Annotated in this window: 22 protein-coding genes and 1 riboswitch; of the genes, 17 read left to right on the top strand and 5 right to left on the bottom strand. The window is 71.8% G+C overall.

Annotated features, from left to right (window positions below):
* The first annotated feature begins 23 nt into the window (after positions 1–23).
* The 3 genes from F6J85_RS16110 to F6J85_RS16100 all read left to right on the top strand — a co-directional run bounded on the left by F6J85_RS16110 (position 24) and on the right by F6J85_RS16100 (position 3,409).
* On the top strand, positions 24–1,076 hold the full coding sequence (locus tag F6J85_RS16110) for an enoyl-CoA hydratase/isomerase family protein (RefSeq protein WP_150927545.1): 1,053 nt from the start codon (positions 24–26) through the stop codon (positions 1,074–1,076).
* Between the two features lie 75 nt (positions 1,077–1,151).
* Positions 1,152–2,069, top strand: coding sequence for a nuclease-related domain-containing protein (locus F6J85_RS16105; protein ID WP_150919827.1), 918 nt, complete (start codon positions 1,152–1,154; stop codon positions 2,067–2,069).
* 29 nt (positions 2,070–2,098) lie between these two features.
* Complete coding sequence (locus F6J85_RS16100; protein WP_150926596.1) at positions 2,099–3,409, top strand: SLC13 family permease; 1,311 nt, start codon at positions 2,099–2,101, stop codon at positions 3,407–3,409.
* Positions 3,410–3,422: 13 nt separating this feature from the next.
* Here the strand turns inward: F6J85_RS16100 and F6J85_RS16095 are convergent, their stop codons facing one another.
* On the bottom strand, positions 3,423–4,973 hold the full coding sequence (locus F6J85_RS16095) for a D-alanyl-D-alanine carboxypeptidase family protein (RefSeq protein WP_238706989.1): 1,551 nt from the start codon (positions 4,971–4,973) through the stop codon (positions 3,423–3,425).
* A gap of 36 nt (positions 4,974–5,009) precedes the next feature.
* Positions 5,010–5,119, top strand: a riboswitch (TPP riboswitch).
* Between F6J85_RS16095 and F6J85_RS16090 the strand changes: the two genes are divergently transcribed.
* The 3 genes from F6J85_RS16090 to F6J85_RS16080 all read left to right on the top strand — a co-directional run bounded on the left by F6J85_RS16090 (position 5,111) and on the right by F6J85_RS16080 (position 7,976).
* Positions 5,111–5,746 (top strand): ECF transporter S component, encoded by a 636-nt coding sequence (locus tag F6J85_RS16090; protein WP_150926594.1) that lies wholly within the window; start codon positions 5,111–5,113, stop codon positions 5,744–5,746. (Overlaps the previous riboswitch by 9 nt.)
* A gap of 74 nt (positions 5,747–5,820) precedes the next feature.
* Entirely contained in the window at positions 5,821–7,191 is a 1,371-nt protein-coding gene (locus F6J85_RS16085; protein ID WP_150927541.1) for an ABC transporter ATP-binding protein, read from the top strand.
* Entirely contained in the window at positions 7,188–7,976 is a 789-nt protein-coding gene (locus F6J85_RS16080; protein ID WP_150926592.1) for an energy-coupling factor transporter transmembrane component T family protein, read from the top strand. The genes F6J85_RS16085 and F6J85_RS16080 overlap by 4 nt, the downstream gene beginning before the upstream one ends.
* 58 nt (positions 7,977–8,034) lie before the next feature.
* Here F6J85_RS16080 and F6J85_RS16075 read toward each other — a convergent pair whose 3' ends face one another.
* Positions 8,035–8,655, bottom strand: coding sequence for a TetR/AcrR family transcriptional regulator (locus tag F6J85_RS16075; RefSeq protein ID WP_191906660.1), 621 nt, complete (start codon positions 8,653–8,655; stop codon positions 8,035–8,037).
* 123 nt (positions 8,656–8,778) lie between these two features.
* Here F6J85_RS16075 and F6J85_RS16070 point away from each other — a divergent pair, with 123 nt between their 5' ends.
* Positions 8,779–9,435, top strand: a complete 657-nt coding sequence (locus F6J85_RS16070) for a CPBP family intramembrane glutamic endopeptidase (RefSeq protein ID WP_191906659.1) — start codon at positions 8,779–8,781, stop codon at positions 9,433–9,435.
* A 43-nt stretch (positions 9,436–9,478) separates the two neighbouring features.
* Here the strand turns inward: F6J85_RS16070 and F6J85_RS16065 are convergent, their stop codons facing one another.
* Together F6J85_RS16065 and F6J85_RS16060 are read right to left on the bottom strand one after the other, a co-directional pair.
* Complete coding sequence (locus F6J85_RS16065; protein WP_150926586.1) at positions 9,479–10,246, bottom strand: aminoglycoside 3'-phosphotransferase; 768 nt, start codon at positions 10,244–10,246, stop codon at positions 9,479–9,481.
* A 137-nt stretch (positions 10,247–10,383) separates the two neighbouring features.
* Positions 10,384–10,869 carry a GNAT family N-acetyltransferase gene (locus tag F6J85_RS16060; protein WP_150926584.1) on the bottom strand — a complete coding sequence of 162 codons (486 nt, stop codon included), beginning with the start codon at positions 10,867–10,869 and terminating at the stop codon, positions 10,384–10,386.
* A gap of 126 nt (positions 10,870–10,995) precedes the next feature.
* Between F6J85_RS16060 and F6J85_RS16055 the strand changes: the two genes are divergently transcribed.
* The 4 genes from F6J85_RS16055 to F6J85_RS16040 all read left to right on the top strand — a co-directional run bounded on the left by F6J85_RS16055 (position 10,996) and on the right by F6J85_RS16040 (position 13,972).
* On the top strand, positions 10,996–11,760 hold the full coding sequence (locus F6J85_RS16055) for an SDR family NAD(P)-dependent oxidoreductase (protein WP_150926582.1): 765 nt from the start codon (positions 10,996–10,998) through the stop codon (positions 11,758–11,760).
* Between the two features lie 25 nt (positions 11,761–11,785).
* On the top strand, positions 11,786–12,559 hold the full coding sequence (locus tag F6J85_RS16050) for an enoyl-CoA hydratase/isomerase family protein (RefSeq protein ID WP_150926580.1): 774 nt from the start codon (positions 11,786–11,788) through the stop codon (positions 12,557–12,559).
* A gap of 57 nt (positions 12,560–12,616) precedes the next feature.
* Positions 12,617–13,456 carry an SDR family oxidoreductase gene (locus tag F6J85_RS16045; protein WP_150926578.1) on the top strand — a complete coding sequence of 280 codons (840 nt, stop codon included), beginning with the start codon at positions 12,617–12,619 and terminating at the stop codon, positions 13,454–13,456.
* Between the two features lie 141 nt (positions 13,457–13,597).
* A complete protein-coding gene (locus F6J85_RS16040; RefSeq protein ID WP_150926576.1) occupies positions 13,598–13,972 on the top strand; it encodes a VOC family protein in 375 nt (124 codons plus the stop codon).
* A gap of 120 nt (positions 13,973–14,092) precedes the next feature.
* Here the strand turns inward: F6J85_RS16040 and F6J85_RS16035 are convergent, their stop codons facing one another.
* On the bottom strand, positions 14,093–14,665 hold the full coding sequence (locus F6J85_RS16035) for a TetR/AcrR family transcriptional regulator (RefSeq protein WP_202980847.1): 573 nt from the start codon (positions 14,663–14,665) through the stop codon (positions 14,093–14,095).
* Positions 14,666–14,764: 99 nt separating this feature from the next.
* Here F6J85_RS16035 and F6J85_RS16030 point away from each other — a divergent pair, with 99 nt between their 5' ends.
* The 6 genes from F6J85_RS16030 (at position 14,765) to F6J85_RS16005 (ending at position 22,786) form a co-directional block, all read left to right on the top strand.
* Positions 14,765–15,790, top strand: a complete 1,026-nt coding sequence (locus tag F6J85_RS16030) for an ABC transporter permease (RefSeq protein WP_150926574.1) — start codon at positions 14,765–14,767, stop codon at positions 15,788–15,790.
* 141 nt (positions 15,791–15,931) lie between these two features.
* Positions 15,932–17,188: a dual-specificity RNA methyltransferase RlmN gene (gene rlmN, locus F6J85_RS16025; protein WP_150926571.1), complete on the top strand. Its 1,257-nt coding sequence runs from the start codon at positions 15,932–15,934 to the stop codon at positions 17,186–17,188.
* A 15-nt stretch (positions 17,189–17,203) separates the two neighbouring features.
* On the top strand, positions 17,204–18,073 hold the full coding sequence (locus F6J85_RS16020; RefSeq protein WP_150926570.1) for an ABC transporter ATP-binding protein: 870 nt from the start codon (positions 17,204–17,206) through the stop codon (positions 18,071–18,073).
* A complete protein-coding gene (locus tag F6J85_RS16015; RefSeq protein WP_238706987.1) occupies positions 18,070–18,903 on the top strand; it encodes an ABC transporter permease in 834 nt (277 codons plus the stop codon). Before F6J85_RS16020 ends, F6J85_RS16015 begins: the two co-directional genes overlap by 4 nt.
* Positions 18,904–19,016: 113 nt before the next feature.
* Positions 19,017–20,750 carry an ABC transporter ATP-binding protein gene (locus F6J85_RS16010; protein ID WP_150926568.1) on the top strand — a complete coding sequence of 578 codons (1,734 nt, stop codon included), beginning with the start codon at positions 19,017–19,019 and terminating at the stop codon, positions 20,748–20,750.
* Positions 20,747–22,786 carry an ABC transporter ATP-binding protein gene (locus F6J85_RS16005; protein ID WP_150926566.1) on the top strand — a complete coding sequence of 680 codons (2,040 nt, stop codon included), beginning with the start codon at positions 20,747–20,749 and terminating at the stop codon, positions 22,784–22,786. Before F6J85_RS16010 ends, F6J85_RS16005 begins: the two co-directional genes overlap by 4 nt.
* Positions 22,787–22,981: the final 195 nt, after the last annotated feature.

Here is a 22,981-nt window from a genome sequence, read left to right as displayed (position 1 = left end):
GGTAACGTGGCGGCGTGGGGAACATGACGGATGAGGGGGACGCGGACGTCCTCGTACGGGTCGGCGGCAGTCTCGGACGGCTCACGCTGAACCGCCCGAAAGCGCTCAACGCGCTCAGTCACGACATGATCCAGCACCTCGCCGCCGCCCTCGCCGGGTGGCAGGACACCCCCGACGTCGACGCGGTCCTCCTGGACGGGGCGGGCGATCGTGGTTTCTGCGCGGGCGGCGATGTGCGGCAGCTGTACGAGCAGATCGTCGGGGGCCACACGGCGGATACGGCCCGGTTCTTCCGGGACGAGTACCGGCTGAACTCCGCGATCGCCACCTCGGCCGTTCCCGTGGTCAGCGTCGCCGACGGCATCACGATGGGCGGGGGCATCGGCCTCACGGGGCACGCCGCCCTGCGCGTGGTCACCGAACGTTCGCGGCTGGCGATGCCCGAGACGCGCATCGGCTTCACCCCCGACGTCGGCGGATCGTGGCTTCTCGCGCGCGCCCCCGGCCGTCTCGGGGAGTACCTCTCCCTCACGGGGGCGTCGATGGATGCCGCCGACGCGATCTACGCCGGCTTCGCCGACCATCTCGTGCCCACGACGCGCTTGGACGCTCTGCGCGAGGCGCTCGGGGCGGGCGCGGATGCCGCCGACCCCGCCGAGCTCGTCCTGCTCTTCGACGACACGCCGCCTCCGTCCGGGCTCGCCCAGGCGCGCGAGTGGATCGACGACGCGTTCGCCGGCGCCACGATGGCCGAGATCGTCGGCCGGCTCCGTGCCCGGCCGGAGCCCGAGGCCGCCGAGGCCGCCGCTACGCTCGCGGCCCTGTCTCCCACCTCCCTCGCGGTGACGCTGGAGGCCGTACGGCGCGCGCGGCAGCTGCCCGATCTTCGAGCGACGCTGGCACAGGAGTACGCCCTCGTGACGTGGTTCGTCACGACCCAGCCCGATCTCGTCGAGGGCATCCGCGCGCAGGTGGTCGACAAAGACCGCTCGCCGCGCTGGCAGGGCGAGGTCTCGCCGGATGCGGTCGAGGAGGCGTTCGCGCACACCCCCGCTCTGCCGCTGTGGGAGTCGTGAGGTGACGCTCGGGGCGGGCGCGCCCAGAGCGAACGGACAGCCGACCCACATCCGCCGCGGATTAGCCTGACAGACGTGTTCGACAGTCCCGTATCCGCGTCGGCGTACGAGGTGCTCGGCGTGGAGGCCGGCGCCGACGACGACGCGCTCCGGCGCGCCTACCGTCTGCGCCTGCGCCAGACCCACCCCGACGCGGGCGGCGACGCCGCGGTGTTCATCCAGGTGCAGCGGGCGTGGGAGCTCATCGGGACGCCCGAGGCCCGCGCCGCGTACGACCGCGGCCGTGGTTCCTCCGGCGCGGAGTGGGCCGGTCCGCGCGCCGCCGCGTCGCCGCGACCCGACACCCGCCCGCGGGCACGCTCGTACGGCCAGCCCGGAGGGTGGCGCCGCGAGCGCTACCTGACGCTGATCCGCGAGTGGGTCGGGCGCGGAGTCGACCTCGCCGACCCGTACGACCCGCAGCTCGTCCGCTCCGCCCCCCACGACCTGCGGCGCCTCCTCGCCGATGCGCTGGCCGAGGAGGCCACGGCCCGGGTGGTGGCCGACCTGGGCATGGGGTACACGGTGTGGCACGACGTCGCCGCATCCCGTGACGGCATCCCCGACGACAAGGTCGACCACGTCGTGCTCGGACCCAGCGGCCTGTACGCCGTGCTCTCGGAGGATTTCGGCGGCCCGGTGGGATTCCGCCGCGGCGAGCTCGTCGGGCCCAACGTCATCGGGGCACCGGTGACCGACCTCGTCAGCAGACTGCGCGTGATCGCGCGTGCGGCCGGCGTGCGCTTCAGCGGCGCCATCGTCGTCCTGCCCGACGGCGACACACTCGACGCGATCACCCAGCTCGGCAAGGTCCGCGGCACCCCGGTGGCCGTCGCCGCGCGCAGCGCCCTCTCCACCGTGCTGCGGCAGGGGGTCGCCGGTGCCCGGGAGATCGGCGGGACCGAGCTGTTCGACGTCCGCACCCGTCTGCAGCAGCGCGTGCGGCACGTTTGAATCCGGCCCCTGAGGGTTAGCGTGGGAGCGTGGATCCCCTTCTCGCGACGCTCCTGATCCTCGCCGCGGCGATCCTGGCCTTCCTCTCCGGTCGCATCCCGCTGGAGGTCATCGCCGTCGGCGTGGCGCTGGCGCTGTGGGGCACCGGGGTGCTCACCCTCCCGGAGGCGGTCGCCGGGTTCGCCGATCCCACGGTGCTGTTCATCGCGAGCCTGTTCGTCGTGGCCGGGGCGCTGGATGCCACGGGGGTGACGCGCTGGGCGGGTGGCTTCATCGTGGCGCGGGCCGGCCGCCGGCGTGGTCCGGTGACGGTCTGGATCATCGGGGTCGCCGCCCTGCTCACGTCGCTCATCAGCATCAACGGAGCCGTCGCCGCTCTCGTGCCGGTCGTGGCCGTCGTCGCACGGCGCGCGGGCATCCCGGTGTCGCAGCTGATGATCCCGCTGGCCTTCGCAGCATCGGCCGGATCGCTGCTCACCCTCACCGGCACGCCGGTCAACGTCGTGGCATCCGAACTCGCTGAAGAGGCGGTCGGACGCCCGATCGGCTTCGTCGAATTCGCGCTCGTGGGCGGGCCGCTCCTGATCGTGAGCGCGCTGATCATGCTCGTGTGGGCACCGCGCGCCCTTCCCGCCCACGGGCCGGGGCCGCACGTCCCGCTGACCGAGCGGGAGGAGGAGAACCTCGCGCTGGTCCCGCCGGCGGTCCGCACCGGTGGCATCCGCGTGCCCCGGCCCGCCGGGGGCGTGGGGCGCGGCGCCCGGCGCACGCTGATCATCACGGGAGTGATGATCGTGCTGCTGGCCACGGGCCTGGTACCGCCCGCCGTGGCGGGGCTGCTGGCCGCCGGGGCGATCCTCCTCGCCCGCGTCCTGCCCGCCGATGAGGCCTACCGCAGCATCTCGTGGACGACGATCATCCTCATCGCCGGCATGATCCCGCTGTCCAACGCGGTCCTCGACAGCGGGGCCGCCGACGCCCTCGCCGACGTCGTGCTGGGTCTGGTGGGCACCGCGTCGCCGCGCCTCGCGCTGCTGGTCATCTGCCTGGTGACGGTCGTCCTTGGGCAGTTCATCTCCAACGTCGCCACCGTGCTCGTGGTCGCTCCGGTGGCCATGTCCATCGCCGCGACGCTGGACGTCAGCGCACTGCCGTTCATCGTCGGGCTGGCGGTGGCGGGGGCCGCCGCGTTCCTGACCCCCGTGGCCACGCCCGCCAACCTCATGGTCATGGAGCCCGGTGGCTATCGGTTCGGCGACTACTGGCGGCTGGGGCTCCCCCTCGCCGCGGTGTTCGTGGCGTTCGCGGTGCTCTACGTGCCGCTCGTGTGGCCCTTCTGAGGCCGCTGCGGCATCAGCCGTTGAGGCCCAGCAGGTCGAGCGGGTGGGTGAGTCGCCACCACGCGGTCGGCCCTTCCAGGTCGGAGGCGAGCTGGAGCTCCACGGTCGTGCCGTCCAGCGGGCCGGTCACCGAGAGGGTGCCGACGGCATCGCCCTTGCTCTCGGCGTCGCCGAGGTCGAACTCGGATGCGGCCGTGGCGGCGATGCCGTTCCACAGGATCACCGAGGCATCCGATGCGGTGATCACATCGGCCGACTCGCCCCACCGGGTCACGACCTGACCGGCGACCGTGCCGGCCGTCACGGACGGACGCAGCCGCAGCTCGTCCTCCATCTGCGTGAACAGAGCCCGCGTCGCGTCGTCGCGCGCGGTGGTGTCGGGCTGACCCAGCACGGCGGCGTAGAGGCGGACGGTGGTGTCGCCGAGGACGACCTCCTTGGCCGAGAGCAGGTTGTACGAATCCAGCGTGCCGGTCTTGATGCCGACCATCCCGGGGTCGACCAGGAGCGGGTTGGAGTTGGTCACGCTTCCCGCGCCCGGCAGGTCCACCGACTGCTTGCGCACGATCTCGGAGATCACCGGGTGGCGCATCGCCCTGTCCGCCAGCGCCAGGAGCGCCTCGGGGCTGGCGGCGTTCCCGGCCTCGATCCCGGTGGGGTCGACGATCGTGATGCCCGGGATCCCCTGCGTGGACAGCCATGACCGGGCCGCCGCGGCGAAGACCTCGTCGGAGGGCCACAGATCGACCGCGAGACGGTCGGCGTAGTTGTTGGCCGAGCCGATCAGCATCCCTTCGAGCATCTGGTACTGCGTGAGGCTGCCACCCACCGGCACGTCCAGCGCCGATTCGCCGTTGGCACGGTACTGCCAGTACCGCGCGCGATCGGCGGCGGAGAACCGGTAGTCGGGACCGCTCTCCCCGACGGCCAGCGGCATCCGATCCAGCACCAGCAGCGCCGTGACGACCTTCGTGATGCTGGCGATGGATGCCGCCTCGCCGCTGGAGGCCAGTGCTCCGTCGATGCCGGCCACCGAGATGGCGGCGCTGCCCTGGCCGGGCCAGGCTGGGGCGGCGGCGGGAGCGGGAGCAGTCTGCACCGCGACGGCTTCGATGCGGGGCGGGATCGCGTGCAGGGGCCACAGCAGCGTGATCGCGGCGTACGCCATCGTGACCAGGAGCAGGAAGGCGGTGGGGACGATGACCCCGGGGCGCAACGGCGAGCGCGGACGTACGCCGGTGAGCAGATCCGGCGCGGAGTCCGGTGCGCCCTCCGCCGGTCCGGTGACCGGGGCCGGCAGGGTGATGCGCGTCTCGTCCACCCAGCCCAGGGCCACCGGCCCCGAGGTCTCCGCAGACCCGGGCGGGTCGGCCGGCTGCTGCATCACGAGCACGCCCGCATCCTCCGGCGCGGCGGCGTCCTCCGGCGCGGCGGCATCCTCGGGCGCGGCGGCAGCCTCCGGCGCGCCCGCCGCGGCGGCGCCCTCGCCGGCGGCGCCGGCATCAGGGTCACCGGCGTCATGCCGCAGAGCCCGCCGGGTCGGCGGGGGCGCATCCGTGGTCACCCGGCTAACTTAGCGTCCCGCGAGGCTATACTCGGGCGCGACAACCACGGGAGTCCGGTGAGCCGGGCTGAGAGGAAGCGATCCACGCTTCGACCGTCGAACCTGATCTGGGTCATGCCAGCGCAGGGAGGAGCGAAATGAACATTTCCACGTCCACATCCGGGTCCGCCGGAACCGCCACCGCGGCGCACCGCTTCCGCTGGCGCGTCATCGACATCGTCGTGGCGAGCGTCCTCGGCGTCGCCTCGGGCCTGATCTTCCTGCTGTGGAACATCGGCTACCTGGGTCCCAAGGCGCTGCTCGAACCCCTCCTGCCCGGGGTGCAGGGGCTTCTCGACGGACCCTGGCTGTTGGCCGGCGTGCTCGGGGCGCTCATCATCCGCAAGCCGGGCGCTGCCATCTACACCGAGACGCTCGCCGCGGTCGTGTCCGCGCTGATCGGCAACCAGTGGGGCGGATTCCTGACGATCGAGGCGGGACTCGTGCAGGGGCTCGGGGCCGAGCTGGTGTTCCTGCTGTTCTTCTACCGCCGCTGGAACCTCCCCGTCGCCGTGCTCGCGGGCATCGGCGCCGCCCTCGCCGGGGGGATCAACAACCTGGTGCTGTGGTACGCCGGCGCCGACACCGGCTTCACCGTCGTGTACCTCATCAGCACGGCACTCTCCGGCGCCGTGCTGGCCGGCGGCCTCGCCTGGCTGCTCGCGCGAGGGCTGGCCGCCACGGGGGCGCTGGACCGCTTCGCCGCGGGCCGATCCGCCCGCGTGCGCGTCTGAGCCCGGTGGAGCAGCCGGCAGAGGTCGTCGCCCGCGGGTGGGGCTGGCGGCACGCGTCACGGCGGGCGTGGGCGCTGCGGGAGGTCTCGCTGCGCATCGCGCCGGGGGAGCGCGTGCTGCTTCTGGGCGTCTCCGGGTCGGGCAAGTCCACGCTGCTGGCAGGGCTCGCCGGCGTGCTCGGAGGCGAGGAGGAGGGCGAGTCCCGCGGCGAACTGCTCCTGGACGGCGTGCCGGCCGCCCACCTGCGCGGCCGCGCGGGACTGGTCCTGCAGGACCCGGATTCGCAGGTGATCCTCGCGCGCGTCGGCGACGACGTCGCGTTCGGATGCGAGAACCTCGGCGTGGCGCGCGAGGAGATCTGGGGGCGCGTGGCGGCGGCGCTGGATGCGGTGGGTCTGGACGTGCCGCTCGAGCGCCCCACCAAGGCGCTCTCGGGCGGGCAGAAGCAGCGCCTCGCCCTCGCCGGTGCCCTCGCGATGCGCCCAGGCCTGCTGCTGCTGGATGAGCCCACCGCGAACCTCGACCCCGCCGGCGTGGCCGAAGTGCGTGCGGCCGTCGACCGGACCCTTGCGGCCCACCCCGCGACGCTCGTCGTCGTGGAGCATCGCGTGGACGTGTGGCTGCCGATCGTGGGCAGGGTGATCGTCCTCGGCGACGGCGGCGTGATCGCCGACGGATCGCCCGAGCGCGTCCTCGCGGAGGAGGGCGAGGCACTGGCCCGCGCGGGCGTGTGGGTCCCCGGCATCCCCCCTGCCCACCCCGCCCCGCCCAAGGCTGCGCCCGGGCCCGCCCTCCTGAGCGCGCGGGATCTGGCCGTCGAGCGGGTGCGCGGGCAACCCGTCGCCGCCGGCATCGACCTCGTGGTGGAGGCCGGCGCCGCCCTGGCGATCACCGGGCCGAACGGGGCCGGCAAGTCCACCCTCGGACTCACCCTCGCCGGGCTCCTGCCCTCCGCGTCGGGTGAGCTGACCGCATCCGCCGCCCTCGCCGGCGGCGCCGGCCCCGCACCCATCCGGTGGACGTCGCGGCAGCTGCTGACGCGCATCGGCACGGTGTTCCAGGACCCCGAGCACCAGCTGCTCACCCGCACGGTGCGGGACGAACTGGAGGTCGGGCCCGCCGCTCTCGGCACCGTCGACGCGCGCCGCATCGACGAGCTCCTGGAACGGCTGCGGCTGTCGGCCCTCGCCGCGGCGAACCCCTACACGCTCTCGGGCGGGGAGAAGCGGCGGCTCACCGTCGCCGCGGCCCTCGCCACGCGCCCGAGCGTGCTCGTGCTGGATGAACCCACCTTCGGGCAGGACGCCCGCACGTGGGCAGAGCTCGTCGCCCTCCTGGCCGAGGTGCGCGACGACGGCGTGGCGCTGGTCGCCGTCACGCACGACGAGGACGTGGTGACTGCGCTGCACGCCCGCCGGTTCGCGCTGGATGGAGCGGTGCGATGACGCTCCTGGACGCGCGAGCGCGCACCGGGGCGGTCGCGGGGCTCAACCCGCTGTCCAAGCTCGCCGCCAGCGCGCTCATCGCGCTGCCGCTGATCCTGACGCTGGATGCCGTGTCGGCGGGTGTCGCGCTGGCGCTGGAGTGCCTGCTCCTGCCCTTCGCAGGGCTCGGATGGCGCGAATTCTGGGTGCGCACGTGGCCGGTGTGGGTGGCCGCGCCCCTCACCGCCGTCACGATCGCGCTGTACGGCGAGGCGTCGGGGCGGGTCTACGTCGAATGGCTCCTGCTGCGCGTGAGTGACGGCTCCCTCGAGCTCGCGCTCGCGACGCTGCTGCGCGTGCTGGCGATCGCGCTGCCCTCCGTCGTGCTGTTCGTCACGGTCGACCCCACCGATCTCGCCGACGGGCTCGCGCAGATCCTGCGGCTGCCGGCCCGGTTCGTGCTGGGCGCGCTGGCGGGGCTGCGGATGGTCGGGCTGTTCCTGGACGACTGGCGCGCCCTCGAGCTCGCGCGGAGGGCGCGGGGCGTCGCCGACCGGGGCCGCATCCGGCGATTCGCGGGCATGGCCTTCGCGCTGCTGGTCCTGTCCATCCGGCGCGGCTCCAAGCTCGCCACCGCGATGGAGGCGCGCGGCTTCGGCGCGCCCGGCCGGCGCACGTGGGCGCGGGAATCGCACTTCGGCGCCGGTGACATCGCGCTCGTCGCCGTCGGAGCCGCGATCTCGGTCGTCGCGGTGCTCGCGGCCGTGCTCACCGGCGCGTGGAACTTCATCCTCGGGCCCTCCTGACGCGGCTCGCGCTCGAGTCGGCGGGAGCGCAGGTGCAGCGCGTCTGCGGTTCGGGATCTCAGCGGGCAGACACCGCACTCGTCACGAAGTCGAGCAGTGTCGCGGTGGCTGATGCCAGGTCGCTCGTTTCCTCGGCCGCCCATCGGTCGAGGACCGCGTTCTTGGCAGCAAGGATCAGGTGGGCGACTTCCCCGACGTCGAATGGCCGGAAGTCGCCCCGTGTCTGGCCTTCGGCCAGCAGCTCGGCCAGAGCCTCGCTCTCCGTGGCGGAGACGTGGTCGAATTCGCGCGCGAAGCGGGTGTCGCGATGGTTGGCCATGACTTCCGCCATCGCGCGGAACTCCACGCGGCGCGAGGAGAAGAACTCCAGTTCGGCACTGATCGCGGCACGCAGGCGCTCGGCAGGGGTCGTCGCGCCCGACGTGTTCGCGGCGATGTGGGCTGCGCACTCCCGGAACAGGCGGAGCGCCACTCGGCGCAGGATCTCGTCCTTGCTTGCGAAGTGGTAGGTGATGACGCCCTTGCTGACGCCGGCATGCTCCGCGATGCGCGCGACGGACGCGGCAGCGTAGCCGACCTCAGCCAGCACCTCCGCCGCCGAACGCTCGATCTGATCGCGCCGGGCGCGACCGGCGAAGGTGCCGCCCGCTTCGCTCGACCCTTCCTCATTAGTACGCACGTGCAGATTCTAGTACGTTCGGACTAGGCTGGTCGGATGCGAGCAGTGGAGGAAGCGTCGGAGAGGACGCGCGCCGGCAGCCGGAGCCTCCGAGTTGCGAGGCTGAGTCTCTTCTCCGTTCTCATGCTGCTGGTCACCGCGTTGCTGGCCCTGGTCTCCAGTACGCCGCTGTTCCGGTTCGCTCCCTTCGAGAGCGACGTCGTGAACCGGATGCTGAACTATCAGCTCAGCGCCCTGCCGGTCGCCGGCCTGGCCCTCCTGTTGACGTTCGCGTGCGCGGGGAGGATCCGACTGGGCTACCTGAACCTGAACCGGCGGGGAGAGATGCGCCCCGTCTTCGGGCGGTCGGGCGGCGGCAGATGGGAAACCGATGCGTGGTTCATCGGCTCCGTCATGGTCGCGATCGTCGCGGTCGTGACGTTCTTCCAGCTCCTCCCGGGCGGGTTCACGTTCCACTGGGTCCACGTGGCGCTGATCGTCCCGTTCGCGGTGATGAACGCGTTCACCGAGGAAGCGATCTTCCGGCTGCCCTACGTCACCATGGGCGACAACGACACCAACTCCCGGGCGTACGGGCTCGTCATGGGTTCGATCGTGTTCGGATTCATCCACTTCTGGGGCGTCGCGCCGAACGGATTCGTGGGCGCGATCATGTCGGCGGCTCTCGGTTTCTTCCTCGCGAAGTCCATCCAGGAGACCAGAGGGTTCTTCTGGGCGTTCATGATCCACTTCACGCTGAACCTCGCGGGCATGACTTTCATACTCAACCGGAGCGTTTGAGTCAGAACCGGCTGCGGCCAGGAGCCCGGGGCGGGCATTGGCCTCAGGTGGCGTTCCAGAGGGCCTGGTAGTACGTAAGGCGCTCGCGATCCGGGCTGATGCCATAGGCGTCGACCAGGGCGTCCTGCCATCCCGGGCCGTAGTTCCACTCCGTGCTCATGGCGGCCACGGCGATGTCTGCCCACCGGTCGGCGACGCCCAGGGCGCCCAGGTCGACGTGCCCGCTCCAGGTGCCGTCCTCGCCGACGAGGGTGTTCGGCGCGCACGCGTCGCCGTGGCACACGACGAGCCGGTCGACCGGCGGAGCCTCGCGCAGCGCCGCCGGGAGGATGATCCCGCGCTCGGCCGCGTTGGCCGCGCGGGCGGGCACGTTCCAGTCGAACGGGCACTCCTCGACGGGAAGAGCATCGTGCAGCCCCCGCAGCCCGCGCCCGATCGCGCGGACGGTCGTGTCGGGCTCGGCGAGCCAGCGCGGATCCACGGCGGAGCGGCCGGGCACGGCCGCGGTGACGAGCCACTCCGTCGTCGCATCGGCGCCGTGCGTCAGCACGCGGGGCACGGGTGTGTACGGCGCCGCCCATCGCATGCGCGCGGCCTCCGCGACCATCGAGGTCTCGGCATTGCGTGGACCGTACTTGATGTAGCGGATGCCGCCATCCCCACGGGCGCGGAAGGTCACACCGCCGAGTTCGTTCTCCCACACCGGCTCCAGCTCCGCGTCGCCGGCGAGCGCGCGGACCCGAGCGGGGACCGGGGTGGCGGCCGGCGGCACGAAGGCCTGCTGCCACGTCTCCGACTCGCTCCGGCTCATCGCCCCATCATCCGCTGTCCACGTGCGGCGCGCTCGCCGGCGCCCGAATCAGGAGAATCGCCGAGATCAGGACGATTTGCGGCCGGATCGGCCTGATCCGGGTGATTCTCCTGATTGCGGATGCGGGGGGCGGCGGGTCAGAGCACGCGCTCGAAGCACAGCGACTCCGGCATCGTGGCGACGTACGGCTCGTAGACGGGGATCGGCGTGAAGCCCGCGGCGGCGTAGAGGCGCACCGACTCCGGCTGCGGCTCCCCGGTCTGCAGGATGACCCGGCGTGCGCCGCCGGACCGCGCCCGCTGCACGACGGCGTCGGTGAGGGCGCGCCCGACGCCCCGGCGGCGTCCCGCCGGCGGCACGATGAGGCGCTTGAGTTCCCACTCCTCGCCCAGGCGCCGCAGCATCACGTGACCGAGCGCCTCGTCATCCTCACCGAGTGCGAGGAAGGTCGCCACGACTTCGCCCGGGTGCACGGTCAGGGCCGCTTCGCGCGCGGCGGTGACCTCGGCCGGCTCGCCGGCGACGAGGGGGCCGTAGCGGGCGTGGAGTTCGGCGTCCAGAAGCGCGCGCAGCGCCAGCGCCCTCGGATCGGCGACGGAGACCTCTTCGATGCGCGGCGTCACCTTCCCATCCTGCCCCGGGCACGGCAGGGTGGGTGAGAAGCTGCGGACCCGGCCCAGAAGCCCGATTCTCAGTCCCGGATAGGCTGGGACCCGGTTCCTGGTTCGACGACGAAACGGAAGAGACGAATGGACATCGCAGGATCGAGCGCACTGGTCACCGGCGGCGCGAGCGGCCTGGGCCGTGCGACGGCGCGACGACTCGCGGCATCCGGCGCCACCGTCACGATCGTCGATCTCCCGTCCTCCCCTGGCGAGGAGGTGGCCGCCGACCTGGGCGGCCGGTTCGCGCCGGCCGACGTCACCGACCCCGGGCAGATCGCCGCGGCCGTCGCGGTCGCCGCCGAGACCGGACCGCTGCGCGTCGTCGTCAACTGCGCGGGCATCGCGCCGCCGGGGAAGGTCCTGGACCGTGACGGCACCCCCACGCCCCTCGAGACGTTCGAGCGGATCGTGCGGGTGAACCTCGTCGGCACGTACAACGTCATCGCGCAGGCAGCCGCCGTCATGTCGCGCACCGAACCGGTGCATGAGGGCGGTGACCGGGGCGTCATCGTCAACACGGCGAGCGTCGCCGCCTTCGACGGGCAGATCGGCCAGCCCGCGTACTCGGCGAGCAAGGGCGGCGTGCACGCCATGACCCTCCCGATCGCCCGCGAGCTGGCCCGCTACGCGATCCGCGTCGTGACGATCGCCCCCGGCATCATGGAGACGCCGATGCTGCGCAATCTGCCGCAGGCGGCGCAGGACTCCCTCGGCCAGCAGGTCCCGCATCCCGCGCGCCTGGGTGAGGCCGACGAATACGCGCGGCTCGTGCTCGCGATCGTCGACAACGGCTACCTCAACGGCGAGACGATCCGCCTCGACGGCGCCATCCGCATGGCGCCGCGATGACCGCACCCCTACCGAAGGAACGACGATGAGCGACAGCATCCTGGTCACGATCGACGACGGGCTCGCGCGCGTGACGCTGAACCGTCCGGGGTCGCTGAACGCGATGGACTTCGAGATGGCCGAACGCTGGCGCGACGCGGCCCGCACGGCCACGGCGCCCGGCGTGGGCGCGGTGATCCTGGATGCGGCCGGCCCGGCGTTCTGCGCGGGGGGCGACGTCGTCGCCATGGCCACCTCCGGTGCCGCCGGTGCCGACCTGACCGCGACGGCGCACGTCATCCACGAGGGCATCCGCACGTTCGTCGAGGCCCCCGTGCCGGTCGTGGCGGCCGTGCAGGGAGCCGTCGCCGGTGGCGGACTCGGGCTCATGCTCACCGCCGACTACATCGTCGCCTCGGAGGCCTCGCGGTTCGTCAGCAAGTACGCCAACATCGGGCTCACCCCCGACCTCGGTGTCTCGACGCTGCTGCCGGCGGCGATCGGACAGCGCCGTGCGCTCCAGCTGCTGCTGCAGGACCGGTCGCTGTCGGCCGCCGAGGCGCTGGAGTGGGGCCTCGTGGCAGAGGTGGTCCCCGCCGCATCCGTCGCCGCGCGCGCCGAGGAGGTCGCCCGATTCTGGCTCGACAACGCCACCGCCGCCTTCGGGCAGGCGGCGCGCCTCGTGCGCACCGGCGCTCAGCGCACATTCGCCGAGAACCTCGACGACGAGGCCCGCACGATCGGCGCCGCCTTCGACACCGCCGACGCGAAGGCCCGCGTGGCCGCGTTCGCCGCCGCATCCTCGAAGCCCCGCGCGTGAGGGCGGCTTCCGCCGCGGGACACGCACGACCGGGACGACACACGTGAAGGAGAACGCATGAGCGAGAACACCCTGGCCGGGAAGACCATCCTGATGTCGGGCGGCAGCCGCGGCATCGGGCTCGCGATCGCCCTGCGCGCGGCGCGGGACGGGGCGAACATCGCGCTGCTGGCCAAGACGGATACGCCGCATCCGCGCCTGGAGGGAACCGTCCACACCTCCGCCGCCGCGATCGTGGAGGCCGGCGGCAAGGCGCTGCCGATCGTGGGAGACGTGCGCAACGAGGACGACATCACCGAGGCCGTGCTGAAGACCCAGGGGGAGTTCGGCGGCATCGACATCGTCGTGAACAACGCCAGCGTCATCGACCTGTCCGGCTCGCTCGAGCTCGCGACGAAGAAGTACGACCTGATGCAGGACGTCAACGTCCGCGGCACGTTCCTCCTCTCCCGTGCGGCGATCCCAATGCTCTCCGACGCCGAGAACCCGCACATCCTGTCGCTGTCGCCGCCGCTGAACACCACGGCCAAGTGGCTGGGCGCGCACACCGGCTACAGCCTCGCGAAGTTCGGGATGACGATGGTCACCCTCGGGATGGCGGAGGAGTTCGCCGACCGCGGGATCGCGGCGAACACGCTGTGGCCGCGCACGACGATCGCCACCGCCGCGGTGCAGAACATCCTCGGTGGCGACCGGATCATGGCGGCCAGCCGCACGCCGGAGATCTACGCGGATGCCGCATACGAGGTGCTCACGGCGCCCGCGCGCGAGCGCACCGGGCAGACGCTCATCGTCGAGGACGTGCTCGCCGAGGCCGGCGTCACCGACTTCGCGCGCTACGCCGCCGTGCCGGGCACGCCCGACGGCGCCCTGTTCCCCGACATCTTCCTCGACTGACCCGCGTCCGCCCCGCGCCATCCCCGCCATCCCGCTCCACCCCGAGAGTGCATCACCTCGGCGAATCCGTACCGGATCCGGTGCACTTTCGCCGAGTCGATGCACTTTCGGGGGCGGGAGGGCGCGGGTACTGTGGCCGCCATGGCGGTGCAGTCGCTGTTCCCGATCCTGCTGACAGGCGACCTGCCGCGACTGGTGGCGTTCTACGAGGCGGCGATGGATGCTGCCGTCGGGTACCGCTTCACGGATGACAGCGGCGCCGACGCGTACGTCTCGCTCACGATCGGCGCCACCACCCTCGCGATCGGCCGCGACGCCGCAGCATCCGCCGCCACCGGCGACCGCGCGGCGCTGTGGTTCTACGTGGACGACGTCGACGCGGCCTTCGCGCGCATGATCGATGCCGGCGCGGTGACGGTGCAGGAGCCCGCCGACATGCCGTGGGGTGAGCGCGTCGCGCAGGTGCGCGATCCCGACGGCACCCTGGTGAACCTCGGCGCCCTCGCATCCGCCTGATCCCGCATCGCCCCCAGAGTGCATCACCTCGGCGAATCCGTACCGAATCCGGTGCACTTTCGCCGAGTCGATGCACTTCCGGCGGAGCGGGCAACGCCCGCCTGATGCGTCGGCTCCGGGCTACGCGCGCAGGCCTGCGGCGAAGACCGCGGCCAGGCGCGCCGTGAGGTGCGGGGCGCGGGCCTGGAGGGCGGCGGGCTGCGGCCGCGTGATCATGCCGATCGCCAGCACCAGTTCGACGGGGTCCAGTTCGGCGCGGACGATCCCCTTCGCGCGGGCGGCTGCCAGCAGGGCGGCGACCTCGTCGAGCGCGTCGTCCTGCGCCTGGCGGACGGCGGCGGTCAATTCCGCCGGTGCGCGCAGGGCGAGGGCATCGGCGAGCGCGCCGAGTTCGAGCCCGACCATGCGCGTGAGGAAGTCGTCCCACGCGGCCGTCGCTGAGTCATCGACCACGGCGAGGGCGGCGCCGGCGGCGGCGCGGATGTCGGCCAGGATGTCGAGGGCCACCGCGTCGGCGAGTTCGGCGCGCGTGGCGAAGTTGCGGTAGAGCGTCGCGATACCCACGCCGCCGGCATCCGCGATCGCCTCCAGCGCGACCGACCCGCCGTGCTCGGCGAAGAGCCGCCGGGCCTCGTGCAGGATCGTCGCGCGTCGCTTCGCGGCATCCGAGCGCATATCCACCTCCGCGTCCATCGTGTCGGGGAACCGTCCGCGACGCGACTCCCAGCAAAAGTGGAGGGTTATCCTCCGTATGATCGGAGACTCATCCTCCACTTATCCCGTCTGGACTCCATGGCCGCCCCCACGCCCCTCGACGCCGCCCCCGCGACGGTGCGCCGCACCCCGCCCAAGCCCGTACTCCTGGTCGGTCTCACCGCCGGGCTCGGCGTCATCCTCGCGGTGCTGCTGATGCTGTTCATCATGCCGTCGCTCAAGAGCGGCGCCCACAACCTCCCGATCGGTCTCGCCGGTCCGTCGTCCGCCGTCACGCAGGTGGAGGAGGACCTGGATGCGGCGGCCCCCGGCGCCTACACGACGCAGGCTTTCGCATCGGAGGCCGCCCTGCGCGACGCGGTGCTCGATCGCGACGTGGTGGGCGGCATCGTCGTGAAGGAGGGCGGGGTGGACGAGGGTGGGGTCCACGCCCTGGTGGCGGGCGCTGGGTCCACGGCGATCTCGGCGACCATCTCCGGCACGGCCCAGAGCCTGGCGCAGAAGGCCGGGACCACCGCGGAGATCGAGGACGTGGTGCCGCTTCCCGAGTCCGATCCCACGGGGGTCGGCATCGGCGGCCTCGCCTTCCCCCTCGTGTTCGGCGGGATCGTGCCGGCGGTGGCCTTCCGCAAGGTGTTCTCGCGCAACCTCGGCTGGGCCGTCGGCGGCATCCTCGCCTTCGCGGCCGTGGGCGGCATCGTCGTGGCCGCCGTCCTCATGTTCCTCTTCGGCAGCATCACCACGGCGTTCTGGCCGGTCGCCGCCGCCATGGCCCTCGGGATCGCCGGCCTCGCGCTCCCGCTGGCCGGCCTGCAGGAGGTGTTCGGGGGCAAGGGCTTCACGATCGGCGCGATGATCATGATGTTCGTCGGCAATCCCCTCGCCGGCATCGCGACCGGCGGCGCGTGGCTGCCCGCGGGGCTCGGCGCGGTCGGACAGATCCTCCCGCCCGGCGCCGCCGGCACGCTCGTCCGCTCGGCGGCGTACTTCGGCGGCGCGGGCGGGATGACCGCGGGCCTGACCCTCGCCGCGTGGGTCGCGGCCGGCGCCATCCTGCTCGCCATCGGCGCCCGCCGCACGCGCCTGCCCGCGACCTCCCGCTGAGCGCACACCGCCCGCATCCCGAGAGTGCATCACCTCGGCGAACCGGCACCGAATACGGTGCAGTTTCGCCGGGGCGATGCACTTTCGGCGACCTGGGGCAAGGACAGCTTGCGTGCAGGCGGCCCCGGTAGCCTGGAATCCATGACCGATCAGCCTCCCGTGCGCACCACCAAGCCCCGCCAGGTGCGCCCGACCACCGAAGGCTGGTCGCAGAAGAAGGATGCCGAGGGCCGGCCGCTGCTGCAGTTCGCCAGCCCCAAGCGCGGCAAGCCGCCCGTGCACCTGGCCGACCTCACTCCCCAGGAGCGGGTGGCCAAAGTGCAGGAGCTCGGGCTCCCCGGTTTCCGCGCGAAGCAGCTGGAGAAGCACTACTTCACGCACTACACCTCCGACCCGGCGCACATGACCGACCTGCCCGCATCCGGGCGCGAGGAATTCGTCGCGGGCATGCTGCCGCCCCTGCTGACCGAAGTGCGGCGCCTGGAGACCGACAGCGGCGACACGATCAAGTTCCTGTGGAAGCTGCACGACGGCGCCCTGGTGGAGTCGGTGCTCATGCGCTACCCCGGCCGGATCACGCTGTGCGTGTCGAGCCAGGCCGGATGCGGCATGAACTGCCCGTTCTGCGCCACCGGCCAGGCGGGCCTGACCCGCAACATGTCGGCGGCCGAGATCGTCGAGCAGATCGTGCGAGCCAACCGCCTCATCGCCGAGGGCGGCCTCGGCGGGAAGACCCGCCGCCCGGCCGACGGCCCCGGCCAGGCGCCCGAGCGCGTGTCGAACATCGTCTTCATGGGCATGGGGGAGCCGCTGGCCAACTACGCCCGCGTGATGCAGGCCGTGCGGGTCATGGTCGACAAGGACCACGGCCTCGGCATGAGCGCGCGCGGCATCACGGTCTCGACCGTCGGCCTGGTGCCGGCCATCACGAAGCTTGCGAACGAGAACATCCCCGTCACGTTCGCGCTGTCGCTGCACGCCCCCGACGACGGGCTGCGCGACGAGCTGATCCCGGTGAACTCGCGCTGGAAGGTCGACGAGGCCCTCGACGCCGCTCGCGCGTACTTCGACAAGACCGGCCGGCGCGTGTCGATCGAGTACGCCCTCATCAAGGACATGAACGACCACGGATGGCGCGCCGACCTGCTCGCCGACAAGCTCAACGCCCGCGGCCGCGGGTGGGTGCACGTCAACCCCATCCCCCTGAACCCGACGCCCGGCTCGATCTGGACCGCATCCGACGTGCCCGTGCAGAACGAGTTCGTCCGCCGGCTCAACGCCGCCGGGATCCCCACGACGCTGCGCGACACGCGCGGCAAGGAGATCGACGGCGCGTGCGGTCAGCTCGTGGCCACCGAAGAGGACCAGGTCGTCGCCGCCGCGACGCCCGTGGGCTGACCGGCGGCTCCGGACATGACGGATGCGGTCGTCCAGGTCTCTGATCTGCGGAAGACCTATCGCGGCGGGTTCGAGGCGCTGCGCGGCGTGAGCTTCGACATCCGCCGCGGCGAGACCTTCGCCCTCCTCGGACCCAACGGCGCCGGCAAGAGCACCGTGATCGAGATCCTCGAGGGCTACCGCGACCGCTCGTCGGGCGACGTGTCAGTGCTGGGGGTCGATCCGCAGCACGGCGGGCTGGCGTGGAAGGCGCGCCTGGGGATCGTGCTGCAGAACACCGGCGAGGCGCCCACCGCGACCGTCCGGGAACTGCTCGCGCATTTCGCCGGGTTCTACCCGAACCCGCGGGGCGTCGACGAGGTGATCGATGCCGTCGGGCTCACCGCCAAGGCCAAGACGAGCGTACGCAAGCTCTCCGGCGGCCAGCGCCGCCGCGTGGACGTCGCCCTCGGCATCCTCGGTCAGCCGGAGCTGCTCTTCCTCGACGAGCCGACGACGGGGTTCGACCCGGAGGCGCGCCGGCAGTTCTGGGGACTCATCCGGGCGCTGCAGGATGACGGCACCACGATCGTGCTCACGACCCATTACCTCGACGAGGCTGCCGTCCTCTCCGAGCGTGCAGCGATCCTCGTCGGCGGGCGCATCGCGTCGCTCGGCCCCATCGACGCGCTCGGCGGCGAGGAGGCGCGCGTGCCGATCGTGCGCTGGGCCGACGAGCACGGCCGACACGAGGAGCGCACCCGACGCCCCGGCGAACGCGTGGCTCAGCTGGTCGCCGAAGGCGGCGAGCCGGACCGGCTGGAGATCGTGCACCCGAGCCTCGAGGACATCTACCTGTCGTTCCTCGGCGAAGACGCCGCGCAGTCCTCGGGGGTCGCGGCGTGACCGCCGCCACGCGCACGGTGTCCTTCGGCATCGCCCGAGTGCTGCGCCTGGGCGTGTCGCGCATCGGCTTCGAGGTCCGCTCGTACTTCCGGCAGGGCGACACCCTCTTCTTCACGTTCCTGTTCCCGCTCGTGCTCCTGCTGATCTTCTCCGTCGTCGCATCCGACGGATTCGGCCCGCCCGGCGAGGAGATCTCCTCCGCGGCCTACTATCTGCCGGGGATGGTCGCGGCGGGCGTGCTGCTGTCGGGCCTGCAGAACATGTCGATCGACATCGCGATGGAACGCAGCGACGGCACGCTCAAGCGGCTGGCGGGCACGCCGCTGAGCCCCGTGTCGTACTTCATCGGCAAGCTCGGGCAGGTCATGATCACCGGCATCCTGCAGTCGGCACTGCTGATCGTCGTGGCCGCCACGGTCTTCGGCGTCGAGCTGCCCACCGACCCCGAGCGCTGGCTCACCTTCACGTGGGTGTTCCTCCTCGGCGTCACCACGTGCGCGATCCTGGGGATCGGCCTGAGCGCCGTGCCCCGCACCGGGCGGAGCGCGGCGGCCGTCGTCATCCCGATCGTGCTGATCCTGCAGTTCATCTCGGGGGTGTACATCGCGTTCTCGTCGCTGCCGGACTGGCTCCAGAACGTCGCGAGCGTCTTTCCGCTGAAGTGGCTCGCGCAGGGGATGCGCTCAGTGTTCCTCCCCGAGTCGTTCGCGTCGGTGGAGCCGTCGGGCACGTGGCAGCACGGGCTCACCCTGATCGTGACGCTGCTGTGGCTCGTGGTGGGTCTCATCGCCGTGCGGCTGACCTTCCGGTGGATCCGCAAGGACGCCTGAATCCGCCCTCAGCGGACGCGGCACGGGGACCGATGCGGATGTCGGCGGCCCGTGGCAGGCTTGCCTGATCCACCCGCGCGCGTCCGATCGCGCCGCCCTGCCCGGGAGTCGTCGTGCTGGTCTCTCTGCTCATCCGCTACCTCAAGCCGTCGCGCTGGCTGCTCGTGGGCGTGCTCGTGTTCCAGGCCGCGTCTGCCCTCGCCTCGCTGTACCTGCCGAGCCTGAACGCCCAGATCATCGACGAGGGCGTGGCCCGGGGCGACACCGAGTTCATCTGGCGCACGGGCGTCTTCATGCTCACGATCTCGCTCGCCCAGATCCTGGCGTCGATCGTCGCGACCTACTTCGCCGCGCGGGCCGCGATGCGCGCGGGTCGCGACATCCGCGACGACGTCTTCGAGCGGGTGTCGGCCTTCTCCGAGCGCGAGGTGACCGCGTTCGGTGCGGGCTCGCTCATCACGCGCAACACGAACGACGTGCAGCAGGTGCAGATGCTCGCCATGATGGCGGCGACGTTCCTGGTCACCGCGCCGCTGCTGGCGGTCGGGGGGATCGTGCTGGCGCTGTCGCAGAGCCTCAGCCTCTCGTGGATCATCGCCGTCGCCGTGCCCGTGCTGCTCGTGGTCGCCTTCGTCGTGATCGGCCGCATGGTTCCGCTGTTCCGCAGCTTCCAGCGCAAGCTGGATGCGGTCAACCGCGTCATGCGCGAGCAGCTCACCGGGATCCGCGTCATCCGCGCCTTCGTGCGCGAGCCGATCGAGCAACGCCGCTTCGGCGAGGCCAACACCGACATCATGATCGTCGGCCGCAAGGTCGGCTCCCTGTTCGTGCTGCTGTTCCCCGCCGTCATGCTCATCCTGAACCTGACCGTCATCGCCGTGCTGTGGTTCGGGGGGATGAAGGTCGACGCCGGTGAAGTGCAGATCGGCACGCTGTTCGCCTTCATGCAGTACGTCATGATCATCCTCTCGGGCGTCATGATGGCGAGCTTCATGACGATGATGATCCCGCGCGCCGCGGTCTCGGCCGAGCGGATCGGCGAGGTGCTCGACACGACCGCATCCTTCACCCGGCCCGCCGACGCCCAGCACGAGTTCCCCACCCCCGGGCGGGTCGAATTCCGCGACGCCGCGTTCACGTACCCCGGCGCGGAGGAGCCGGTCATCGCCGGCGTCTCCTTCGCGGCCGAGCGCGGAGAGACCGTCGCGATCGTCGGATCCACCGGCGCCGGCAAGACGACGCTCGTGTCGCTCATCCCGCGTCTGTTCGACGTCACGGGCGGGGCCGTGCTCGTCGGTGGCGTCGACGTGCGCACCGCCGACCTGGACGCCCTGTGGCGCATGATCGGGCTCGTCCCGCAGCGCCCGTTCCTGTTCACCGGCACCGTCGCCTCGAACCTCCGGTTCGGGCGGGAGGAGGCAGACGACGCCGAGTTGTGGGAGGCGCTGGAGATCGCGCAGGCGAGCGACTTCGTCGCGCAGATGCCGGGAGGACTCGACGCGCCCATCGCGCAGGGCGGCACGAACGTGTCAGGCGGCCAGCGGCAGCGCCTCGCGATCGCCCGCGCCATCATCCACCGGCCCGACGTCCTCGTCTTCGACGACTCGTTCTCGGCGCTCGACCTCTCCACCGACGCGCGCCTGCGCCAGGCGCTGTGGCGCGAACTGCCCGAGGTCACGAAGATCGTCGTGGCCCAGCGCATCTCCACCATCACCGACGCCGATCGCATCGTCGTCCTCGATGACGGTCGCATGGTGGGCCTCGGCACCCATGACGAGCTCGTGGAGACCAACCCGACCTACCGGGAGATCGTGCAATCACAGCTCGCGGCGGAGGTGATCCGATGAGCGGCGACGCCGAGCTCACCGACGAGGAGAAGCGCGACCTCGAACAGGCCGAACAGGCCCGCATCGGCGCCGATGACTGGAGCGGAGCGGTCGCGCCGGGAAAGCCGGCGCAGTTCGGCCCGTCGTTCCGGCGCCTCCTGGGACTTCTGCGCCCGGACGCGGTCGCGTTCGTCGTGGTCTCCGTGATGGGGGCGATCGGCGTCGTGCTGGCCGTCCTCGCACCCAAGATCCTGGCGGAGGCGACCAACATCCTGTTCGAGGGTGTGGTGTCGCAGATGGCACCCGCCGGCACGACGCAGCAGCAGGTCGTCGACGGCCTCGTCGCGTCGGGGGAGCAGGACCTCGCCAACATCGTGGCCAACCTGCAGAACTTCCGCCCGGGGGAGGGCGTCGACTTCACGCGGCTCGGGCAGGTGCTGGCCGGTGTGATGGCGCTGTACATCGCCTCGTCGGTGCTGTCGTGGCTGCAGGGCTACGTCATCAACGTCGTCATGGTCCGCACGATGTGGCGCCTTCGCGAGCGCGTCGAAGACAAGATCCACAGCCTGCCGCTGAGCTACTTCGACCGCACGCAGCGGGGCGAGCTGATCTCGCGCGTGACGAATGACATCGACAACATCACCCAGATGATGCAGCAGTCGCTCTCCAGCGCAGTGACCTCCGTGCTCACCGTGCTGGGCGTGCTCGTCATGATGCTGTCGATCTCCTGGCAGCTCACGCTCGTCGTCCTGATCAGCTTCCCGCTCATGGCCGTGCTGTTCGGCGTGATCGGCCCCCGCTCGCAGAAGGCCTTCGGCATCCAGTGGCGCAAGGTGGGCCGGCTCAACGCCCGCGTGGAGGAGTCGTTCTCCGGTCACGCGCTGGTGAAGGTGTTCGGCCGCGAGGAGAGTTCGCGCGAGGCCTTCCGCGTCGAGAACGAGGAGCTGTACCAGGCGTCGTTCAAGGCACAGTTCCTGTCCAACATCATGATGCCCGCGATGACGTTCATCGGGAACCTGACATATGTCGGCATCGCGGTGTTCGGGGCGCTCATGGTCGCGAGCGGGCAGCTGCGGCTGGGCGATGTGCAGGCCTTCATCCAGTACTCCCAGCAGTTCACGCAGCCGCTGTCGCAGCTGGGCGGCATGGCCGCCGTCGTGCAGTCGGGCACAGCCTCGGCCGAGCGCGTGTTCCAGCTGCTGGACGAGCCCGATCAGGAGCCGGATGCGGCGGATGCGCCGGCCCCGGTGGACGGCGACGGCACGATCGAGTTCGACCATGTGTCGTTCTCGTACTCGCCCGAACGCCCGCTCATCACCGATCTGTCCTTCCGTGTGGAGCCGGGCCAGACGGTCGCCATCGTCGGCCCGACCGGCGCGGGCAAGACGACGCTGGTGAACCTGATCATGCGCTTCTACGAGCTCGACGGCGGCCGCATCCTGCTGAACGGTCAGAACACCGCCGACCTGACCCGCCACGACGTACGCGCCAAGACCGGCATGGTCCTGCAGGACCCGTGGCTGTTCGCCGGCACGATCCGCGACAACATCCGCTACGGGCGCGCGGACGCCACCGACGAGGAGATCCTCGAGGCGGCGCAGGCCACGTACGTCGACCGTTTCGTGCACTCGCTGCCCGATGGCTATGACACCGAGCTCGACGAGGACGCGTCGAACATCTCCGCGGGCGAGAAGCAGCTCATCACGATCGCGCGGGCGTTCGTCGCCCGGCCGAGCGTCCTGATCCTGGATGAGGCGACCAGTTCCGTCGACACGCGCACGGAGCTGCTGCTGCAGAGCGCCATGGCGGCGCTGCGGCAAGGGCGCACGTCGTTCGTGATCGCGCACCGTCTGTCCACGATCCGCGACGCCGACCTCATCCTCGTCATGGAGGACGGGGCGATCGTCGAGCAGGGCACCCACGAGCAGCTCATCGCCGCGCGGGGGGCCTACTTCCGCCTCTACAACGCCCAGTTCCAGCACGCGGCCACCGACCCCGACGCGGATGCCGCGACCGCGGACGAGCGCCAGGAGACCGAGGGCGCCGAGGTCCTCTAGCCGCGGTCGTGCGGTGACACCCGCCGGGTGGGGCGGGGTTCCCGGTCGCTGAGCGGCGCATCAGGCTGGGGGCTGGGGCTGGGGCTGCAGGCTGCCCGGCTGGGGCTGCTCGGCTGGGGCTGGGGCTGCCCGGCTGGGGCTGGGGCTGGGGCTGGGGCTGCGGGATTCGGTGCCGGGCGCGCCGGCCGCAGCCCG

The sequence above is a fragment of the Microbacterium lushaniae genome (assembly GCF_008727775.1).
Lineage (GTDB): Bacteria > Actinomycetota > Actinomycetes > Actinomycetales > Microbacteriaceae > Microbacterium > Microbacterium lushaniae.
The sequence above is the reverse complement of the archived record's forward strand: the minus strand, read 5'-3'. Positions and strand labels throughout refer to the sequence as shown.

What these genes read in the sequence shown, in the direction of transcription:
- F6J85_RS16040 (WP_150926576.1), top strand. Translation starts at nt 13,598, where the DNA reads ATGGCGGTGCAGTCGCTGTTCCCGATCCTGCTGACAGGCGACCTGCCG.
- F6J85_RS16090 (WP_150926594.1), top strand. Translation starts at nt 5,111, where the DNA reads ATGAACATTTCCACGTCCACATCCGGGTCCGCCGGAACCGCCACCGCG.
- F6J85_RS16005 (WP_150926566.1), top strand. Translation starts at nt 20,747, where the DNA reads ATGAGCGGCGACGCCGAGCTCACCGACGAGGAGAAGCGCGACCTCGAA.
- F6J85_RS16065 (WP_150926586.1), bottom strand. Translation starts at nt 10,246, where the DNA reads ATGAGCCGGAGCGAGTCGGAGACGTGGCAGCAGGCCTTCGTGCCGCCG.
- F6J85_RS16020 (WP_150926570.1), top strand. Translation starts at nt 17,204, where the DNA reads ATGACGGATGCGGTCGTCCAGGTCTCTGATCTGCGGAAGACCTATCGC.
- rlmN (WP_150926571.1), top strand. Translation starts at nt 15,932, where the DNA reads ATGACCGATCAGCCTCCCGTGCGCACCACCAAGCCCCGCCAGGTGCGC.
- F6J85_RS16110 (WP_150927545.1), top strand. Translation starts at nt 24, where the DNA reads ATGACGGATGAGGGGGACGCGGACGTCCTCGTACGGGTCGGCGGCAGT.
- F6J85_RS16045 (WP_150926578.1), top strand. Translation starts at nt 12,617, where the DNA reads ATGAGCGAGAACACCCTGGCCGGGAAGACCATCCTGATGTCGGGCGGC.
- F6J85_RS16030 (WP_150926574.1), top strand. Translation starts at nt 14,765, where the DNA reads ATGGCCGCCCCCACGCCCCTCGACGCCGCCCCCGCGACGGTGCGCCGC.
- F6J85_RS16050 (WP_150926580.1), top strand. Translation starts at nt 11,786, where the DNA reads ATGAGCGACAGCATCCTGGTCACGATCGACGACGGGCTCGCGCGCGTG.
- F6J85_RS16035 (WP_202980847.1), bottom strand. Translation starts at nt 14,665, where the DNA reads ATGGACGCGGAGGTGGATATGCGCTCGGATGCCGCGAAGCGACGCGCG.
- F6J85_RS16070 (WP_191906659.1), top strand. Translation starts at nt 8,779, where the DNA reads ATGCTGCTGGTCACCGCGTTGCTGGCCCTGGTCTCCAGTACGCCGCTG.
- F6J85_RS16055 (WP_150926582.1), top strand. Translation starts at nt 10,996, where the DNA reads ATGGACATCGCAGGATCGAGCGCACTGGTCACCGGCGGCGCGAGCGGC.
- F6J85_RS16080 (WP_150926592.1), top strand. Translation starts at nt 7,188, where the DNA reads ATGACGCTCCTGGACGCGCGAGCGCGCACCGGGGCGGTCGCGGGGCTC.